At 64.2% G+C, this 18455-nt stretch carries 16 protein-coding genes; 12 read left to right on the forward strand and 4 right to left on the reverse strand.

The window, feature by feature from the left end:
• The first annotated feature begins 6 nt into the window (after positions 1-6).
• On the forward strand, positions 7-756 hold the full coding sequence (locus BUA69_RS20415) for a TSUP family transporter (protein ID WP_046134132.1): 750 nt from the start codon (positions 7-9) through the stop codon (positions 754-756).
• A 74-nt stretch (positions 757-830) separates the two neighbouring features.
• Here BUA69_RS20415 and BUA69_RS20420 read toward each other — a convergent pair whose 3' ends face one another.
• The 3 genes from BUA69_RS20420 to groES all read right to left on the reverse strand — a co-directional run bounded on the left by BUA69_RS20420 (position 831) and on the right by groES (position 3207).
• Entirely contained in the window at positions 831-1067 is a 237-nt protein-coding gene (locus BUA69_RS20420; RefSeq protein WP_046134133.1) for a BrnA antitoxin family protein, read from the reverse strand.
• A gap of 150 nt (positions 1068-1217) precedes the next feature.
• Entirely contained in the window at positions 1218-2858 is a 1641-nt protein-coding gene (gene groL / locus BUA69_RS20425) for a chaperonin GroEL (RefSeq protein WP_046134134.1), read from the reverse strand.
• Positions 2859-2916: 58 nt separating this feature from the next.
• Positions 2917-3207, reverse strand: a complete 291-nt coding sequence (groES, locus tag BUA69_RS20430) for a co-chaperone GroES (protein ID WP_046134135.1) — start codon at positions 3205-3207, stop codon at positions 2917-2919.
• A gap of 181 nt (positions 3208-3388) precedes the next feature.
• On the opposite strand from groES, the gene BUA69_RS20435 reads away from it, so the two are divergent.
• The 3 genes from BUA69_RS20435 (at position 3389) to BUA69_RS20445 (ending at position 5040) form a co-directional block, all read left to right on the forward strand.
• Complete coding sequence (locus BUA69_RS20435) at positions 3389-3751, forward strand: DUF427 domain-containing protein (RefSeq protein ID WP_052950395.1); 363 nt, start codon at positions 3389-3391, stop codon at positions 3749-3751.
• Positions 3752-3798: 47 nt separating this feature from the next.
• Positions 3799-4002: a hypothetical protein gene (locus tag BUA69_RS20440; RefSeq protein WP_046134136.1), complete on the forward strand. Its 204-nt coding sequence runs from the start codon at positions 3799-3801 to the stop codon at positions 4000-4002.
• A gap of 72 nt (positions 4003-4074) precedes the next feature.
• Positions 4075-5040, forward strand: a complete 966-nt coding sequence (locus BUA69_RS20445) for a DMT family transporter (protein ID WP_046134137.1) — start codon at positions 4075-4077, stop codon at positions 5038-5040.
• Positions 5041-5183: 143 nt separating this feature from the next.
• Here the strand turns inward: BUA69_RS20445 and BUA69_RS20450 are convergent, their stop codons facing one another.
• Positions 5184-6617: a sigma-54-dependent transcriptional regulator gene (locus tag BUA69_RS20450; RefSeq protein ID WP_244468703.1), complete on the reverse strand. Its 1434-nt coding sequence runs from the start codon at positions 6615-6617 to the stop codon at positions 5184-5186.
• Positions 6618-6805: 188 nt separating this feature from the next.
• Here BUA69_RS20450 and BUA69_RS20455 point away from each other — a divergent pair, with 188 nt between their 5' ends.
• The 8 genes from BUA69_RS20455 to BUA69_RS20490 all read left to right on the forward strand — a co-directional run bounded on the left by BUA69_RS20455 (position 6806) and on the right by BUA69_RS20490 (position 18101).
• Complete coding sequence (locus tag BUA69_RS20455) at positions 6806-8017, forward strand: ROK family transcriptional regulator (protein WP_046134138.1); 1212 nt, start codon at positions 6806-6808, stop codon at positions 8015-8017.
• Positions 8018-8144: 127 nt separating this feature from the next.
• Complete coding sequence (locus BUA69_RS20460) at positions 8145-9392, forward strand: EAL domain-containing protein (RefSeq protein ID WP_046134139.1); 1248 nt, start codon at positions 8145-8147, stop codon at positions 9390-9392.
• Positions 9393-9497: 105 nt separating this feature from the next.
• The gene (locus BUA69_RS20465) at positions 9498-10358 is read left to right on the forward strand and encodes a TIGR01459 family HAD-type hydrolase (RefSeq protein ID WP_046134140.1); all 861 of its coding nucleotides are present in this window, start codon (positions 9498-9500) and stop codon (positions 10356-10358) included.
• Positions 10359-10471: 113 nt separating this feature from the next.
• On the forward strand, positions 10472-11446 hold the full coding sequence (locus tag BUA69_RS20470; RefSeq protein WP_046134141.1) for a bifunctional riboflavin kinase/FAD synthetase: 975 nt from the start codon (positions 10472-10474) through the stop codon (positions 11444-11446).
• Between the two features lie 108 nt (positions 11447-11554).
• A complete protein-coding gene (gene ileS, locus BUA69_RS20475; RefSeq protein WP_046134142.1) occupies positions 11555-14500 on the forward strand; it encodes an isoleucine--tRNA ligase in 2946 nt (981 codons plus the stop codon).
• 89 nt (positions 14501-14589) lie between these two features.
• Entirely contained in the window at positions 14590-15144 is a 555-nt protein-coding gene (gene lspA / locus BUA69_RS20480) for a signal peptidase II (RefSeq protein ID WP_160300103.1), read from the forward strand.
• A gap of 175 nt (positions 15145-15319) precedes the next feature.
• Positions 15320-15955 carry a hypothetical protein gene (locus tag BUA69_RS20485; protein WP_046134143.1) on the forward strand — a complete coding sequence of 212 codons (636 nt, stop codon included), beginning with the start codon at positions 15320-15322 and terminating at the stop codon, positions 15953-15955.
• A gap of 154 nt (positions 15956-16109) precedes the next feature.
• Positions 16110-18101, forward strand: a complete 1992-nt coding sequence (locus BUA69_RS20490) for a pseudouridine synthase (protein WP_046134144.1) — start codon at positions 16110-16112, stop codon at positions 18099-18101.
• Positions 18102-18455 lie beyond the last annotated feature (354 nt).

Raw genomic sequence — 18455 nt, forward strand, 5'->3', positions numbered from 1 at the left:
CGCGCAATGCTTGATCCCATGATCCTCCTGGCCCTCGCGGGCGTCGGCCTGCTGGCCGGGTTCGTCGACGCCATCGCCGGTGGCGGCGGCATGATTGCGCTGCCGGCGCTGCTCTCGGCAGGTCTGCCCCCGGTCGCGGCCCTGGCCACCAACAAGCTGCAGTCGATGTTCGGCACCGGCATGGCGGCCTACACCTATTGGCGCGGTGGGTTTGTGTCGATCAAGGCATTGCTGCCGGCCATGGCGCTGACCTATGCGGGGAGCCTGCTTGGCGCCCTGGCAGTCAAGCAGATCGACACCTCTCTGCTTGATATTGCAGTGCCGGTCGCGTTGATCGGTATCGCGCTCTATTTCCTGTTCGCGCCCAATCTGTCCGATGCCGATAAGCTGGCGCGCCTGTCATTCCCGCGCTGGGTGCCGCTGCTGGGCTTCACGATCGGTTTTTATGACGGCATTTTCGGGCCAGGCACCGGCTCGTTCTTCACCATCGGCTTCGTCATGCTGTTCGGCCTGGGGATGACCCGAGCCTCCGGCAACACCAAGATTCTCAATCTTGTGTCCAACCTCGCCGCATTGACCATCTTCATTCCGGCTGGCGACGTCGTCTGGCCCGCCGGTCTGGCCATGGCTGCGGGGCAGTTGATTGGCGGCTATGTCGGTGCCCGTACCGGCATCCGCTTCGGTGCCCGGATCATCCGGCCGCTGGTCGTGCTCGTTTCCATCGCTCTCGCCTTGCGGCTGTTGTTCTGGACATAGGCCCCGGGGCAGGGCGTGGATAGATCAAGCCCTGTCGGGTTCGGGCATGGCTGCCGTCACCGGGCGGCGTCGATTTAGTCCAGCCCGGCCGCCTTGCGCAGCGCGTCATTGATCCGGTCCTGCCAGCCCGGGCCGTCATCCTGGAAATGCTCCAGCACGGCACGATCCAGCCGCAGTGAAACCAGTTCCTTGCCAGCGGGCGGGGCAACGGGTTTGGGCGGCGCCGCCTCGGCCGGCTTGCTGGTTGCCGATTTGAACGCAGCCTCGGCCCGGTCCAGCGCACTGGTGGGGCGTCTCGTCGGGGTCTTCATGCCAGTCGTCCTCGCTTCGTCCGTTTTGCGCTTCTGCCACCATCCGGCGCGGCCGACAAACAAAAAAGGCGCGGTGTTTCCACCGCGCCTTCTTCAAAGTCCGTGACTGGGAAGTGACGAGACTTCGAAGCCTTTCAGAGGGGAGCTGGATTAGAAATCCATGCCGCCCATGCCGCCCATGCCGCCGCCGCCCGGCATTGCCGGTGCTGCTTCCTTGGGGAGTTCGGCAATCATGGCTTCCGTGGTGATCAGCAGCGATGCAACCGAAGCCGCGTCCTGCAGAGCCGTACGGACAACCTTGACCGGGTCGACAATGCCCATCTGGATCATGTCGCCATATTCGCTGGTTGCGGCGTTGTAGCCGAACGTGAGCGAAGCGTTTTCCAGGATCTTGCCGACAACCACGGAGCCTTCGTCGCCCGCATTGTTGGAGATCTGGCGCACTGGCTCCTGCAGAGCACGGCGAACGATGTTGATGCCGGCCTGCTGGTCGGAGTTTGCACCCTTGGCCTGCAGGTTCGACGAAGCGCGGAGGAGAGCAGTGCCGCCGCCGGGGACGATGCCTTCTTCAACGGCAGCGCGGGTTGCGTTCAGCGCGTCGTCGACGCGGTCCTTGCGCTCCTTGACTTCAACTTCGGTCGAGCCGCCGACCTTGATCACAGCAACGCCACCGGCGAGCTTGGCAAGACGTTCCTGCAGCTTTTCCTTGTCGTAGTCCGAAGTGGTCTCTTCGATCTGCGCCTTGATCTGGCTGACACGGCCAGCAATGTCGTCCTTGGTGCCGGCACCGTCGACGATGGTCGTGTTTTCCTTGGTGATTTCAACGCGCTTGGCAGTGCCGAGCATGTCGATGGTCACGTTCTCGAGCTTGATGCCGAGGTCTTCCGAGATCACCTGGCCACCGGTCAGGATGGCGATGTCTTCGAGCATTGCCTTGCGGCGATCGCCGAAGCCAGGCGCCTTGACGGCAGCAACCTTGAGGCCGCCACGCAGACGGTTGACGACGAGGGTCGCGAGAGCCTCACCTTCAATGTCTTCGGCAATGATCAGCAGCGGGCGCTGCGACTGCACAACCGACTCGAGGATCGGCAGGATAGCCTGCAGGTTGCTGAGCTTCTTTTCGTGCAGGAGGATCACGGGATCTTCCAGAACGGCAGTCATCTTCTCGGCATTGGTCACGAAGTAGGGGCTGAGATAGCCGCGGTCGAACTGCATGCCTTCGACGACTTCGAGTTCGGTCTCGGCGGTCTTGGCTTCTTCGACGGTGATGACACCCTCGTTGCCGACCTTCTGCATGGCTTCAGCGATCATGTCGCCGATCGAGGCTTCACCATTGGCCGAAATGGTGCCGACCTGGGCAACTTCGGACGACGAGGTGATCTTGGTCGCGCGCGACTTGAGGTTCTCGACAACTTCGAGAACGGCCAGGTCGATACCGCGCTTGAGGTCCATCGGGTTCATGCCGGCAGCGACGGCCTTGACGCCTTCGTTGACGATTGCCTGAGCCAGAACGGTTGCGGTGGTGGTGCCGTCACCGGCAATGTCGTTGGTCTTGGACGCAACGGCGCGCAGCATCTGGGCGCCCATGTTTTCGAACTTGTCTTCGAGTTCGATTTCCTTGGCGACGGTAACGCCGTCCTTGGTGATGCGCGGTGCGCCGAACGACTTTTCGATAACGACGTTACGACCCTTGGGGCCGAGGGTCACCTTGACGGCATTGGCCAGGATGTTGACGCCGCGCAGCATCTTGTCGCGGGCTTCAGTGGAAAACTTTACTTCTTTAGCAGCCATGTGAGGCGCTCCTTAAGCTTGAAAGGGAACAGATCGAAAGTCCAATGAGCAGAAGCTCTTAGGCTTCGATGATGCCCATGATGTCGGATTCTTTCATGATCAGCAGGTCTTCGCCGTCGACCTTGACCTCGGTGCCGCTCCACTTGCCGAACAGGATGCGGTCGCCGGCCTTGACGTCGAGTGCAATGCGCTCGCCATCTTCGTCACGTGCGCCGGGGCCCACGGCCACGACGACGCCCTCGGAGGGCTTTTCCTTGGCGGTGTCCGGGATGATGATCCCGCCTTTGGTCTTTTCTTCGCTGTCGAGACGACGGACGACCACGCGGTCGTGCAGAGGACGGAAGCTCATTTTTGCTCCTATGGCATCATTTGAAATGCAATTTCGGACCCATTAGCACTCATAAAGCGAGAGTGCTAACAGGGTGCCCGGTATGTAGGAGGAGGGCCTTGCGGAGTCAAGATCGGTGAACCCTGCGGGGCTGTGGCGCGTTGTGCCTGCGCCCCCGTTTTCACCAGCATGGCAGGACCAGATGACACGCCAATGTCTCGACAAAAATATTACCATCACCAGGGTTAGCGGCCGCGTGCACGTGCTGTTCGACGATGCCGAGATCGGCAGTTCGCTCAATGCGCTTGAACTCGATGAGCCTGGCGAGCCGCTGCGCATCTTCCTGCCGCGCAAAGATGTGCGCCCCGATATTCTGGAAGCCTCCGAGACCCGCAAGCCCTGCCCCTACAAGGGCGAGGCGCACTACTACACGGTCAAGACCCTGACTGCGACCGGCGATGATGTCGCCTGGTACTATCCCGACCCTTGTCCTTTGGTCGCAGCCATCGAGGATCATCTTGTTTTTGCAGGGGATCGCATCGAGTATCGGCGTTCCGATGTCTGAGGCGCTTAGCCCTTCCGTCGGCGCTGTGGCTGAGGCATAAGAGACCCATGACCGAAAAAACCGCAAATCTTGAAATCCGTCTTCGCCTCAAGGGCGGCAGCGGCCCGAACTCGAACTGGCAGTGGGAAATCGTCGATGCCCAGGGGGGCATCGTGAAATCCGGCAGCGCCATGGGGCCCGAACACAAGGCCTTCGCCACCGCCCGCCAGTTCAAGGACAAGCTTATCAAGGCCGAGGCCAAGGCGCGCTGATCCTGCCGCAACCTGAACCTATCGCCCCGGCCTGCCGGGGCGCCCCTCTCCACGTCTAACTCCGAGATCACCTTGTCCGCTCCCGCCGTCCAGCCCGCTTCTCCTGCAATCGGGAGGCAGCAGCGCGCCCTTCACGGCATCGGGCTCAAGGTGGCCTCGGTCTGCATTTTCGTGATGATGTCCTCGCTGCTCAAAGCGGCCGAAGGCATCCCGGCGGGGCAGTTGGTATTCTACCGCTCCTTCTTCGCCATTTTCCCTATCGTCGTCTATCTGGCCTGGAGAGGGCAGCTGGTGGTCGGCTTCAAGACAGCCAATCCGGGTGGCCATGTCCTGCGCGGCCTGATTGGCGTCAGTTCCATGGGGCTGGGGTTCTATGGCCTTACCAAGCTGCCCTTGCCCGAATCCATCGCCCTCAGCTACGCCACGCCGCTGCTGCTGGTCATGCTCAGCGCCATCCTGCTCAAGGAACGCGTGCAGCTCTACCGCTGGTCGGCCGTCATTATCGGCCTTGTCGGCGTGCTCATCATGCTCTGGCCACGCCTGACGGTGTTCTCGGGTGGCGCGGGCATGGAAAGTGCCGAGGCCATAGGCGCCATCGCCGCACTGGCCGCCGCCGGCTGCGCCGCCTTCGCCATGCTGCAGGTGCGCAAGCTGGTGCAGACCGAGCGCACCGAAACCATCGTGCTCTATTTCTCGCTCAGCGCCAGCGTCCTGGCGCTGCTCAGCCTGCCTTTCGGCTGGGTCTGGCCCACGCCGGAGCAGACAGTGCTGCTGGTGCTTGCCGGTTTCGCTGGCGGCATCGCGCAGATTTTCCTCACCGCCAGCTATCGTCACGCCGACATGTCGGTGATCGCCCCGTTCGAATACACATCCCTGCTGCTCGGTTTGATCGTCGGCTATTTCGCCTTCGGCGATGTTCCCACCCCCGCCATGATCATCGGCGCCGCCATCGTCATCGGCTCCGGCATCTTCGTCATCCTGCGCGAACACCGCCTCGGCCTCGACCGCGCCAAGGCCCGCCAAGCCAATACGCCTTAGGGCAGGGCGCCACACCGCGCTGCGCTCCTTGCCATCCCGGGCGTCAGTTGGATCCCCGCGAAGCATGTCTCCCCACCCACAACGTCATTCCCGCGCAGGCGGGAATCCATTCTTGCCTCAGTCAGCGCGCGCGTGGTGCCGCCCTACGCCGCCCCGGCCACGCCCATCTCCGCCCAGCCCTGACGCTTGCGGTAAATCGTCGACGGGCTGATTTCCAGCGCCGCCGCAGCCAGCGAGACATTGCCACCAAAGCTGGCAATTGCATCCTCGATGATACGCTGTTCCTGCTGCCACATCGGCAGGATGGCCCGCCGCTCGCGGCGCGGCTCGGCTTCGCGGGTTTCCACCAGCGCCTTGCCCTCGATATCGGCAGCGCCAGCCATGGCGGCGGTGATTTCCCCGCCATCGAACATCACCACGAGCCGCCGCACCAGGTTCTGCAACTGGCGCACATTGCCCGGCCATTCCTGGCTGATCAGCAGGTTGGCAGTCTCGGCCGAAAAACCGCTGAACCGCTTGCGCTCTTCCCCGGCATAACGCTCGAGGAAATTGCGGGCCAGCACCATGATATCGGTCGGGCGCTGGCGCAGCGGCGGCAGGTGGATTGGCAGCACATGCAGGCGATAGAACAGGTCCTCGCGGAACTTCTTTTCTGAAATCAGCGCCATCGGATTGCGATTGGTGGCGCAGATCACCCGCACATCCACTCGCCGCACACCCGCTTCGCCCACCCGGCTCAGCGTCCCGGTCTGCAGGAACCGCAGCAGCTTGGACTGCAGCGACAGGTCCATCTCGCCGATTTCGTCGAGGAACAGCGTGCCGCCATCGGCCAGTTCGGCCGCGCCCTTGCGGTCTTCATGGGCCCCGGTAAAGGCACCACGCGCCACGCCGAACAATTCGCTTTCCATCAGGTCGCGCGGGATCGCCGCGCAATTGATCGCCACCAGCCGCTTGCCGGCCCGGGGGCCACGCGCATGCAGCGCTTCGGCGCACACATCCTTGCCGGTGCCGCTTTCCCCGGTGATGAACACCGGCGCTGCCGATGGCGCGATGCGCTCGATCTGCTCATAGACAAATTGCATGGCGCTCGATGCGCCGATAAAGCCGGAAAACCCGGTTACCCCTTCACCGGGGCGTGCCTCGATTGAAAGGCTGCGCAACTTGCCATGCCGCTGCGCCAGTTCGCCGATCCGTGCCGCAATGGCCGGACCATTGATTGGCTTGACGACATAGTCATGCGCACCGGCGCGCATGGCCGCCACGGCGGCCGATACCGAAGCGCCATCGGAAATCGCGATCACCAGCGCGCCCTCGGCCAGCCGCACCAGCCGTGCCACGGCATCGTCGCTGCGCTCGCTGAGATCGCTGAGGCTGGAAAGGTCGGCCAGGATGATGTCGAAACTGGCTTCGCGCAGGGCTTCGACCGCGGATTTGCCGCCCCCGACCGAAACGATGCGTGGCGCGGCGACCAGGCATTCAGCCAGGCTTCCAGCCACGAGGCGCGCGCAGGACACGTCGCGGTCGATCAACAGCAGCCGGCCGTTCGCGTCGCTCTCGCTTGCAATATGCATTGCCATGGGCCGTCCTTGCTCGTCACCGTCATTAATCTGCTCGCCAGCGCCCTGTCGTCCGGGTGGCCGTTCCGGGACAGGGCGATGCCGCGGTCGATTGTTCGCTAACAGGGTAAATAAACCGTTCCAGCCTATCGCTTTTTGCAAGTCTGATTGTTCTTGCCTACCTCTCGCACTGGGGCTTAATTCGGCGCATGGCCAAGGATTCGAGCGCTACCAACAATTTCGACCCGATTGCGCGTGGCGTTGCCCAATCGGGCGTCCGCATCGCCAATGAGCGCGCGGTGCTGACTTTGGTTGCCCTGGTGCCGGGCTTGTCCAATGCCGATCTGGCGCGCCGTTCCGGCCTTGGTCCGCAAACGACTTCGCGCATCGTCTCCGATCTGGAGGAGCGGGGTCTGATCAAGCGTGGCGAGGTTCTGCGCGGCCGCCGCGGCCAGCCCGCCACCCCCTTGTTCATCGATCCGGAAGGCGCCTATGCCATCGGCGTCGAGATCGGCTGGCGCCATTGCAAAGTCGTGCTGATCGATATTGCCGCCCGCCTGCTGGCCAGCATCCATCGCGCCTATGACTATCCCGATGCCCAGACCATTTTCGGCGACATCGCCGCCGACATTGCCACCCTGACTTCATCCATGACGCCACAGCAGCGCAGCCGCCTCGTGGCCATCGGCGTCGCTTCGCCCACCGCCATTGATCGCGGCATGGACCGCGTTGGCGCCCCCGCCGAGCAGCGTGAGCTCTGGAAGGGCACCGATGTCCGGGCGGCGCTGGCCCGGGCGACCGGGATGAACACAGTCTGGTTCAATGATGGCAATGCTGCCTGCTGGGGCGAGATTGTCGCTCATCCGGCACCGCGGCCGGCCGGCTTTGCCTATTTCCAGGTCAGCACATTCATCGGCGCGGGCATTGTCTCGGGCCAGGGCCTGTGGGAGGGCCCCACCGGCAATGCCGCCGATCTCGGGGCCATCGTCGTGCCCGGCGATGATGGCAAACCGGCCTTTGTGCATTTCGTTGCGTCCATTGCCGCTTTTGAAAGCCGGTTGATCGAAGCCGGTCTGGTCGTGCCCCCCGATAGTCCGGTGACCTGGGACTGGGCGGCGCTCGAACCCCATGTCACCGACTGGCTCGACTCCGCCGGCCGGGCCCTTGCCGCCGCCGTGGTCAGCACCCAGGCAATGATCGAGCTGGACAAGACCATTATCGATGGCGTCATGCCGCGCCCCATCGTCGAGCGCCTGCTCGAACGCATCCAGGTCCACCTCGATGCCCTGCCCACCCTGACTGTCGGCAAGCCGACCATCGCCATCGGCCATCTCGGTGCCGCCGCCGCTGCCATGGGCGCCGCGCATCTGCCGCTCTATCAGCGCTTCTTCTCGCCCGCCTGGACCCATTTCACCGACTGAACCGGCAAATGTCCGATTTTGCCACAATTGGCATGGGACACCGCTCCGGCGGTGCTTTTGCACCGGGTTGGGCGATGCTAGAAGCATTGAGCCGAATCCTGGCGCATTCAGGGATGCAGGACTGCTCGTGCAGGCATTGGTCTATACCTTCATCGCACTCGCTGCCCTCGGCGTAGGGGGCACGGCCTATTTCGGGCTGACCTTTACGCCGGCCGAGGCGATTCTCGCCGCCATCGTGTTTGCCAGCGTCTGCGTCATTCTGCTGGAGCGCTCCTTGCGCCAGCGCGCCGAAAATCGGCTCGAAAAGGCCATTGAGGACCTGTCGCGGCTCCTCGCCACCGATGCCCAGGCCGGTGCCGTGCTCGGCCAGCGCATCAATGCCCTTGCCGATCTCAATGCCGGCCATCGTCTCGAAGGCGTCGAGGCCGATATATCGGTGCTGGGAACCGTTATCCGCCAGGTCGCCGAAGCCGTCGCCGATATCGAGGAGCGCGCCGCCAAGCCCGACACCCCTGGTGGCCCCATCGCCGATACCGCAACGCCTGCGCCGGTGGTGCTGCGCGATCCATTGCCCACCATTCCACTTGATGCCCTGCGTCAGGCGCTCGATGAAAATCGGCTGATCTATCATATTCAGGCCATCGTCACCCTGCCGCAGCGCCGCCCCCAGGGCTATGATCTGGTGCCGCGTCTGATGCTGGAAAATGGCGAACTGGCCGACCGGGCCGATTTCATGCCCCGCAAGGGCGGCGAAGATATCGTCCGCCATATCGAAAGCATTGGCCTCGTCGAAGCCATCACCATCTGCCGCCGCGCCCGCACCAGCGGCCAGCCGGTCAGCGTCTATATTCCGCTGTCGCGCGCCACGCTCGGCGATCCGGCCTCCGCCGAGCAATTGGTCGCCATGCTCGAGGCCAACCGCGCCATTGCCGCCAGCCTGACCTTCCTCGTGCCCGAACACGAATGGAACGCACTCAATACCGTTGAACACGCCATTGCCGACGCGCTGGTCAAGAAGGGGGCGGGGTTCTCCATCGCCGGGGTCAAGTCGCTGCGCATCGATATTGCCGAACTGGCGGGGCAGGGGGTGCGCTCGCTGCGCATCGATGCCGCCCGCTTTGTCGAAGAGCCCGAAGCCTTCACCGATTTCCATGCCTCCGATATCGCCAATTACATTTCGCGCTTCGGCGTCGGCCTCCTGGCCACCGGCGTCACCAACGAGAATCAGATTCTCGAACTGCTCGATGACGGCGTGCGCCTGGTGCAGGGCCCTCACATTGCCCAGCCCGGTCCGGTCCGCTCCGATCTGTCGGTCGATCCGCCGCGCCCCTCGCCGACGCTGCGCCGCCCCGATTTCCAGCCGCCCCTGCGGTGATCCCTGCCATAGCGGGGCCGGCCCCGGTCGCCCTTTGCCCTTGATCATCGCGCCCAAGCTGCCACATAGACAAAGCTCTCCTCAAAGCCGCATTGGAACACGCCCATGACCCAGCCCTCCATCTCCGGCCTCGCCGATCTTGCCGGCCGCTACAATGCGGTGCTCTCCGATGTCTGGGGCGTGGTCCATAATGGCGTCGAGGCTTTCCCCTCCGCCGTCGATGCGCTGGTGCAATATCGCCGCCAGGGCGGCAAGGTGGTGTTCATCACCAACGCGCCGCGCCCTTCCGGCCCGATCATCGAAATGCTCGACCGGCTCGGCGTGGTCCGCGAGGCCTATGACGCCATCGTCTCCTCGGGCGATGCCACCCGCGTCATGATCGCCAAATATGCCGGTCGCCCCATTCACCACGTCGGCCCCGCCACCGATGACGACGCGCTCTATGAGGGGCTGGACGTCCGCCGCACCACCGCCGATGAGGCCGATGTGGTCGTGGTCACCGATCTGGACACCGATCAGGACACCCCCGAAATGTACCGTGAGCGCGCCAAGCTCTGGCTCGAGCGCAAGCTGCCGATGATCTGCGCCAATCCCGACCGGGTCGTCGAGCATGGCGACAAGATCATCTATTGCGGCGGCGCGCTTGGCGATCTCTATGCCGCCATGGGCGGCATGGTGCTGATGGCCGGCAAGCCCTACCAGCCGATCTACGAGGAGGCCTATCGCCTCGCCGAAGTCGCCGCCGGCCACCCGCTCGACAAGGCGCGCGTGCTTGCCATTGGCGATAGCGTGCGCACCGATGCCACCGGTGCCGCCCAGTTCGGCGTCGATCTGCTCTTCGTCACCGGCTCCATTCACGCCGCCGAACTCGATGCCTTCGGCAAGCCCGATCCGCAGGCGATTGTCGATCTCGTCGCCCCCAGCCGCGCGCATATGGCCGGCTTCCTGCCGCGCCTCACCTGGTAGCGTCACACCCCCCACTTGGCAAAAATCAGGTGCCTTCCCCTTGTGGGGAGGGCGCGGGTGGGGGTAAGGCTGCCGCTCCAGGCGTCTTCTCAGCGAACGGACTTGACTGCACCGTGACCGAATTTTTCCGCCTCTCCGATCTGGATTCAGCGCCGGCCGCCCTGCGCGGCGCCTTCGTCGCCATTGGCAATTTCGATGGTTTCCATCGCGGCCATCAGTCGGTGCTGGCCGTGCTCAAGGCGCGCGCCGCTGCCGCCGGCGTCCCTGCCATCGTGCTGACCTTCGAGCCGCACCCCCGCGATGTGTTCGCGCCCAGCCCCTTCATGTACCGGCTGACCGATGGCGACGCCAAGGCGCGCCTTGCCGAAGCGCTGGGGCTGGATGGCATTGTCATCCTCAATTTCGACCGCGCCTTCTCCCAGATCGAGGCCGAGGATTTCGTGTCCCGCTTTCTCGTCGATGCGCTCGCCGTCACCGGCGTTATCGTCGGCGCCGATTTCCACTTCGGCCGCCAGCGCCGCGGCACGCCCGCCTTCCTCAAGGCCGCTGGCGATGCCCAGGGCTTCTCGGTCGAAACGCTCGATCTGATGGGCGAGGGGAGCGAACTCATCTCCTCCTCGCGCATTCGCGCCGCCCTCTCCGAAGGCGATGTCGCCGCCGCCAATCGCCTGCTCGGTTATCACTGGTTCGTCGATGGTTGCGTGGTCAAGGGCGACCAGCGCGGCCGCGAACTGGGTTATCCCACCGCCAATACCATGACCCATGATGGCTTCCAGCTGGCGCAGGGCGTCTATGCCGTCCGCGCCCGCCTGGGCGATCGGGTGTTCGATGGCGTCGCCGCCTATGGCAAGCCCATGTTCAACAACCAGCGCCCGCCCTTTGAAACCCACCTGTTCGATTTCGATGAGGATATCTACGGCCAGACCATTACCGTCGCCCTGATCGCCCATATTCGCGGGCAGGAAGTGTTCAACGGCCTCGACGAGCTCATCGCCGCCATGGACCGCGACAGCAACAAGGCCCGCGCCCTCATTGCCGCCGCCCGGCCCCTCGGCGAGCTGGATCGCAAGCTCGGCTTCTTCGGCTGATCGGCGCCCTTGCCGGCCGGTGGGCCGGGGTGAGGCAAATCAGGCTTTGCCCCATGCGCCTCACCTTGCTACAACCCCCGCCAAATCTCCCCAACCGATTGCCGTCCCATGACCGATACTGCCGCGAGCGCAACCGAGACCGATTATTCGGCGACGCTGTTCCTGCCAGAGACCAATTTCCCGATGCGTGCGGGCCTGCCCGACCGTGAGCCAGGCTGGCTCAAGCGCTGGCAGGACATGGACATTTACAAGCTGCAGCGCGAGCAGGCGGCGGACCGTCCGCTGTTCACCATCCACGATGGCCCTCCCTACGCCAATGGCAATATCCATATCGGTCACGCGCTCAACAAGACGCTGAAGGATCTGGTGTCGCGTTCCATGCAGATGCTGGGCTTCAACTCGGCCTATGTGCCGGGCTGGGATTGCCATGGCCTGCCGATCGAATGGAAGATCGAGGAACAGTACCGCGCCAAGGGCAAGGACAAGAACGAAGTTCCAGTGGTCGAATTCCGCCAGGAATGCCGCACCTTTGCCGAGCAGTGGGTCGATATCCAGCGCGAGGAATTCAAGCGCCTGGGCGTCCTGGGTGAGTGGGACAATCCCTATCTCACCATGAGCTTTGACGCCGAAGCCCAGATCGCCCGCGAGCTGATGAAGGTCTCCACCTCCGGCCAGCTCTATCGCGGCAGCAAGCCCGTCATGTGGTCGGTCGTCGAACGCACCGCCCTGGCCGAAGCCGAAATCGAATATGCCGATTACGAGAGCGACACCATCTGGGTGAAGTTCCCGGTGCGCTCCGGTGGCGGTGAAATCACCTCCAAGGCTTTCCATGATCTCAACGCCTCGGTGGTGATCTGGACCACCACGCCCTGGACCATCCCGGCCAACCGTGCCATCTCGTTCTCGTCCAAGATCAGCTATGGCCTCTATGAAGTCGCCAAGGCGCCCGAGGGCAATTGGGCCTCGACCGGCGAAAAGTACATCCTCGCCGACAATCTCGCCGCCGAAGTCTTTGCCAAGGCCAAGGTCGAGGAATTCGTCCGTATCGGCGATGTCGATCCCGGCCACATCACCTCCTGCTTCCATCCGCTGCGCGGTCTCGGAGGCGGTTACGAATTCGAAGTTCCGCTGCTCGATGGCGAACACGTCACCGACGATGCCGGTACCGGCTTCGTCCATACCGCGCCGGGCCACGGCCTCGACGACTTTGAAATCTGGATGAATTCGGGCCGCAAGCTCGCCGAAAAGGGTATCGACACCGCCATCCCCTATGTGGTGGGCGATGACGGTTTCTACACGTCCGAAGCCCCCGGTTTCGAGGGCGCCCGCGTCATCGATGACAATGGCAAGAAGGGCGACGCCAATAACCGCGTCATCACCGCTCTGGCCGAGCGCAATGCCATGGTCGCCCGCGGCCGCGTCAAGCACTCCTATCCCCATTCCTGGCGCTCCAAGAAGCCGGTGATCTTCCGCAATACCCCGCAATGGTTCGTCTATATGGACCGCGATATCGAGGGTAAGGCCGGCGATACCCTGCGCCATCGCGCCCTCAACGCCATCGACGCGACCACCTTCTACCCGGCCGCCGGGCAGAACCGCCTGCGTTCGATGATCGCTGATCGTCCCGATTGGGTGCTCAGCCGCCAGCGCGCCTGGGGCGTGCCGATCACGGTGTTTGTCAACAAGGCCACCAACGAAATCCTCAAGGACGATCTGGTCAACCACCGGATTGCCCAGTCCTTCGAGGAAGAGGGCGCCGATGCCTGGTACAAGCCAGGTGCTGCCGAACGCTATCTGGGCGCCGACTACAAGGTCGCCGACTACGAGATGGTCACCGACATTCTCGACGTCTGGTTCGACTCGGGCACCACCCATTCCTGGGTCCTGCGCAACAAGCAGAAATGGCCGCATCTCAAGTTCCCCGCCTCCATGTATCTGGAAGGCTCGGACCAGCATCGCGGTTGGTTCCATTCCTCGCTGCTGGAAAGCTGCGCCACGAATGGCTACGCGCCCTATTCGAGCGTGCTGACCCATGGTTTCACCATGGACAGCGATGGCAAGAAGATGAGCAAATCGCTGGGCAATACCGTCGCCCCGCAGGACGTCATCAAGCAATATGGCGCCGATATCCTGCGCCTCTGGGTCGCCTCGTCCGACTATTCGGAAGACCTGCGCCTCGGCAAGGAAATCATCCAGACCACCGTCGACAGCTACCGCAAGCTCCGCAATACGCTGCGCTGGCTGCTGGGCAATCTGGCGCATTACCAGGCATCCGACGAAGTCCGCTTCGAGGAGATGCCCGAGCTCGAGCAGCTGATCCTGCATCGCCTGTCCCAGCTCGATGAGCAGGTGCGCGGCGCCTACAAGGAATACGACTACCGCAAGGTCGTCTCGCTGCTGACCAACTTCATGAACATCGAACTGTCAGCCTTCTATTTCGACATCCGCAAGGATGCGCTCTATTGCGATCCGATCTCCTCGATCAAGCGTCGCTCGGCCCTGACCGTTCTGCATCACCTGTTCGATTGCCTCACCGCCTGGCTCGCTCCCATCCTGGTCTTCACCATGGAAGAGGTCTGGCTGGAGCGCCATCCCGAGGACGGCTCCTCGGTCCATCTGCGGCTCTTCCCCGAAGTGCCGGCCGATTGGCGCAATGATGGTCTGGCGGCCAAGTGGCAGCTGATCCGGGGCGTCCGCCGCGTCGTCACCGGCGCGCTGGAAATCGAGCGCCGCGAAAAGCGCATCGGTTCCTCGCTCGAGGCTGCGCCCAAGGTCTATCTGACCGATGAACGCCTGCTGGCCGCTCTCGCCGGCGAGGACATGGCCGAAATCGCCATCACCTCGGCCATCGAGATCATCCCCGCCGATGGTCCGGCCGATGGTTTCCGTCTCGATGACGTGCCCGGCATTACCGTTGTGCCGGGTCTGGCCGCAGGCAAGCGTTGCGCCCGCTCGTGGAAGGTCCTGCCCGAAGTCGGCAGCGACCCCGAATTCCCCGACGTCAGCCCGCGCGACGCCCAGGCCCTGCGCGAACGCGCCGCGGCCGGACTCTAATTGCCCACCGGCCCAAAATCCCTCCCCCTTGCGGGGAGGGGTTGGGGTGGGGGTGCTGCGCTTGGCACTAGCTCCATACTGGAATGATCATGCTCCTGCGTTCCCCCGCCATTCTCGTCTCCCTGATGGCCGCCATCCTCGCCTTCGGCATTGACCGCGCCCACAAGGCCTACCAGGTCTCGTCCGACTGCGTCGCCATCGGCGCGTCGACATGCGTCGAAATCCTCACCCATTTCGTGCCCCTGTCGATGACCGGCTGGCGCGGTGGTGAAGTGGTGCAGGTCACCAGTTTCTTCGATTACGTGCTGGTCTGGAATACCGGCATTTCCTATGGAATGCTCGATGGCATGCCGCCATGGGCGCTCGGCGTGATCATGCTCGTCGCCATTGTTGCGCTCGCCGTCTGGTGGCTCCGCGCCGATAGCGCGCTGATCCGCCTTGGTCTGGCGCTCTGCATTGGCGGCGCGCTCTCCAATGCGATTGATCGCCTGATCTACGGTGCGGTGGCCGATTTCTTCCATTTCCACTGGGGCACGTGGTCGTTCTACATTTTCAATCTCGCCGATGTGTTCATCACCTTTGGCGTCATTCTGCTTATTCTGGACCTGCTGGGCGTTGGCCGTGCGGCCAAGGCTGCCGCATGAACCGCATTTGTGGCCGGGCGATCACGCCCGCAAACCGTGTGTGAACACGTTGCTGCCAGAATCTGGCCTTAGCTGGCAGGATGCGCTATAAGCGCCCGCCAAAGCCTCGCGCTATCGCCTTGGCGATGCGCCATCAGTGGACGGAGCGGCATGCTGCTCACAAGAAGGACGTTTCATGCGTAATGGATTGACCGGGCAGGTGGCTGCTCTTCCTGCCGCCACCCGAGCCGCACTTGTGTCGCTGGGCCTGCTGCTGGCGCTGGGCCTGAGCGCCTGCACCACCGCCGAGGGCACCAATGCCTTGACCGATCCCGTCACCTTCGAGCGCGAAGTGATGAGCTCGACCGCGCGCGGCCTGGGGTTGATCCCCGGCGAAGCGCCCAAGCCAGATCCCACCAAGCGCGCCCCATTGGTGCTGCCGCGCGATACTGCTGCCCTGCCGGCTCCGGCGGTCTCCACCGTCATGGCGCAATTGCCCAAGGATAGCGACACCGTTCGCATCGATACCGCAGGCCTGAGCCAGGCCGATGTGCAGCGCCTGCGCAATGCGCGCGTCGTCGACATGCGCTCGCTCTCGGGTCGGCCGCTGACCGAAACCGAAGCCCGCGCCCTGACGGCCCGCATGCAGCAGGCCGGCATGGCAGTCGCCGGCAATAACAAGCGCCCGCTTTATATGCCGCCGGACGAGTATTTTACCCGCGTTGGTGATAAGGATCTGGTCTGCAAGGCTGCCAATGGCGCATTGGTGTCGCTCCGCGATGCCAGCTGCCCGCCGGACATCCGCCGCGCCATTGAGAACAGCAAGCGCTAGACGCGCCCAAGCCGCCCGAATTTGACGCCCCGCTCACCAGCGGGGCGTTTCACTTATTGATCGATACCGGCTGCTCACTTTCCGGTTCGCTCAGAACGACATCGATGACCAGCGCCGCCCATCCGGGTCCCGCATGACATGAAGGCTCAACGCCATGACTGACTCTCCCGCCGTTCCCGACACCGGCGATCGCCTCGCCAAGGTCATCGCCCGCTCCGGGCTCTGTTCACGGCGTGATGCCGAAGCCTGGATCGTCGCCGGGCGGGTCACCGTCAATGGCAAGAAGGTGCTGACCCCAGCCTTCAACGTGACCGGCCGCGACAAGATCATGGTCGATGATGCCCCCCTCGCTGCCCGCCAGGGCACCCGCGTCTGGCTTTACCACAAGCCCGCCGGCCTCGTGGTCACCGAGAAGGATCCCGAAGGTCGCGAGACCATTTTCGAGCATCTCGAAACCCATGGCCTGCCGCGCGTCGTCACCGTTGGCCGTCTCGATATCAATACCGAAGGCCTCTTGCTGCTGACCAATGATGGCGGCCTCAAGCGCGTGCTCGAATTGCCCGCCACCGGCTGGCTGCGCCGCTACCGCGTGCGCGCCCATGGCACCGTCACCCAGGCGGCGCTGGATCGTCTCAAGGACGGCATCGAGATCGACGGCATCAAATACGGCTCCATCGAAGCCACGCTCGAGCGCGACCAGGGCTCCAATGTCTGGCTGGTCATGGCGCTGCGCGAAGGCAAGAACCGCGAGGTCAAGAACGTCCTCGGCGCGCTCGGCCTCGAGGTCAATCGCCTGATCCGCGTCTCCTATGGCCCGTTCCAGCTCAATGACATCCCGGTCGGCGGCATCGAAACCGTCAAGGCCTCGACCCTGCGCGAACAGCTCGGCAAGAAGCTGGCCGAGGCTGCCGATGTCGATTTCGACAGCGCCATGCCCGAGGCCAATGCCCTGATCGGCAAGCCCACCCGTGACCGCCTGACCGGCCGCGGCACCAATACCGTCGAGATCGCCCGCCAGCGATTCCGTTTTACCGACCATGCCGAAAAGACCGAGGCCGAGATCCGCGAAGAGCGTCCGCGCCAGGATCGCCCCGGCCGTTCCGATGGCCGCAAGCCTGCCCCCAAGCGTTTCGATGACCGCGAAGAAGACCTCGCGCCGCCGCGCCGCATCATTTTTGACGACGGCCGTGAGGAAGAATTCGTGCAGAAGAATTTTGGCAAGAAGACGTTCCGCGATCCCGACGACCAGCCCGCCGCCACCTTCGGCAAGCGCCCCGAGCGCGTCCCCGGCGCCAAGAAGCCCTTCGGTGACAAGAAGCCCTTTGGTGAGAAAAAGTCGTTCGGCGACAAGAAGTCGTTCGGTGACCGTCCCGCCTTCGACAAGCCCCGCGGCCCGCGCCGCGAAGATGGTGATCGCCGCCCCGCCGGTGCCCGCCCAGCCGGTGCACGTCCCACAGGCGACCGCAATGATCGCCCCAAGCGCGATTTCGATGCGCCCAAGCGCCCCTACGGTGATCGTCCGGCCACCAGCCGCCCGGTGGCGGCCCGCGTTGCCGCCTCCAAGTCGTATGGTGATCGCCAGCGTTCAGAAGGCGGCAGCCGTCCGCCGCAGGATCGTGCCTTCACCGGCACCCCGCGCGGCCCGCGTCGCAATGATGCGGCAGCCGAGCGTCCGCAGCGTGATTACGCGCCGCGCACCCGCCCCGAGGGCGAGCGCCAGGGCCCGCGTCCCGAGGGCAATCGCCGTCCCGATGGCAATCGCCCCGGCCGCAACTTCTCGGAAAAGCCGCGTTCATTCCGTCCCGATGGCGGCCGTCCCCAGCAGCGCAGCGAGCGCCCCGCCGGCGATCGTCCGGCCCGCTCCTATTCGGACAAGCCCGCCGGCCGCCCCGGCCGCGACGCTTTGGGTCTGGAATCCAAGACCTATGGCAAGCCCAAATCCCGTCCGGACGGCAAGCCCTATCCCAAGCGCGACGGCGCTGCCCCCGCTCGTGGCCCCAAGCCCGGTGGCTACGGCAAGCCCGGCGGCGCCGGTGGCCGCCCCTCCGCTGGTGGCCGCCCAACTGGCGGCGGTCGTCCCTCCGCCGGTGGCCGCCCCACCGGTGGTGCCGGCCGTCCTTCCGGCCCGCGTCGCCCAAAGCCCTGATATCCACCGCTCGTCACCCTCGGGCTTGTGTGGAGGGAATATGGTTTACTTGGCGCATCAGCCGGGATGCGCATCCCGGCTGATGCAGGCAGGAGGCCGTCTTTACGGGCTGGTTTTTGACAGCCGCGGTCAAGCAAGGCCCTGCCTGCTCCCTTTGACCCCGAACGGTTGATTGGGCTCTCGCCCGCACCACAAGCCTGGGAGCAAGGCCATGTTAGTACACTCCGGCTTCGTCGGCATCGACGTTTCCAAAGCCCATCTGGACATCCACATCCATCCAGCCGGCACGCATCTGCGCTGCGGCACTAGCCCCGGCGAGCTGGCTGATCTGGCGCGGCGCCTGGCCAGGCTTGG

Origin of the sequence: Devosia limi DSM 17137, assembly GCF_900128975.1 — a bacterium.
Lineage (GTDB): Bacteria > Pseudomonadota > Alphaproteobacteria > Rhizobiales > Devosiaceae > Devosia > Devosia limi.

What these genes read in the sequence shown, in the direction of transcription:
- ileS (WP_046134142.1), top strand. Translation starts at nt 11,555, where the DNA reads ATGACCGATACTGCCGCGAGCGCAACCGAGACCGATTATTCGGCGACG.
- BUA69_RS20490 (WP_046134144.1), top strand. Translation starts at nt 16,110, where the DNA reads ATGACTGACTCTCCCGCCGTTCCCGACACCGGCGATCGCCTCGCCAAG.
- BUA69_RS20420 (WP_046134133.1), bottom strand. Translation starts at nt 1,067, where the DNA reads ATGAAGACCCCGACGAGACGCCCCACCAGTGCGCTGGACCGGGCCGAG.
- groES (WP_046134135.1), bottom strand. Translation starts at nt 3,207, where the DNA reads ATGAGCTTCCGTCCTCTGCACGACCGCGTGGTCGTCCGTCGTCTCGAC.
- BUA69_RS20435 (WP_052950395.1), top strand. Translation starts at nt 3,389, where the DNA reads ATGACACGCCAATGTCTCGACAAAAATATTACCATCACCAGGGTTAGC.
- lspA (WP_160300103.1), top strand. Translation starts at nt 14,590, where the DNA reads ATGCTCCTGCGTTCCCCCGCCATTCTCGTCTCCCTGATGGCCGCCATC.
- groL (WP_046134134.1), bottom strand. Translation starts at nt 2,858, where the DNA reads ATGGCTGCTAAAGAAGTAAAGTTTTCCACTGAAGCCCGCGACAAGATG.
- BUA69_RS20455 (WP_046134138.1), top strand. Translation starts at nt 6,806, where the DNA reads ATGGCCAAGGATTCGAGCGCTACCAACAATTTCGACCCGATTGCGCGT.
- BUA69_RS20485 (WP_046134143.1), top strand. Translation starts at nt 15,320, where the DNA reads ATGCGTAATGGATTGACCGGGCAGGTGGCTGCTCTTCCTGCCGCCACC.
- BUA69_RS20440 (WP_046134136.1), top strand. Translation starts at nt 3,799, where the DNA reads ATGACCGAAAAAACCGCAAATCTTGAAATCCGTCTTCGCCTCAAGGGC.
- BUA69_RS20450 (WP_244468703.1), bottom strand. Translation starts at nt 6,617, where the DNA reads ATGGCAATGCATATTGCAAGCGAGAGCGACGCGAACGGCCGGCTGCTG.
- BUA69_RS20415 (WP_046134132.1), top strand. Translation starts at nt 7, where the DNA reads ATGCTTGATCCCATGATCCTCCTGGCCCTCGCGGGCGTCGGCCTGCTG.
- BUA69_RS20465 (WP_046134140.1), top strand. Translation starts at nt 9,498, where the DNA reads ATGACCCAGCCCTCCATCTCCGGCCTCGCCGATCTTGCCGGCCGCTAC.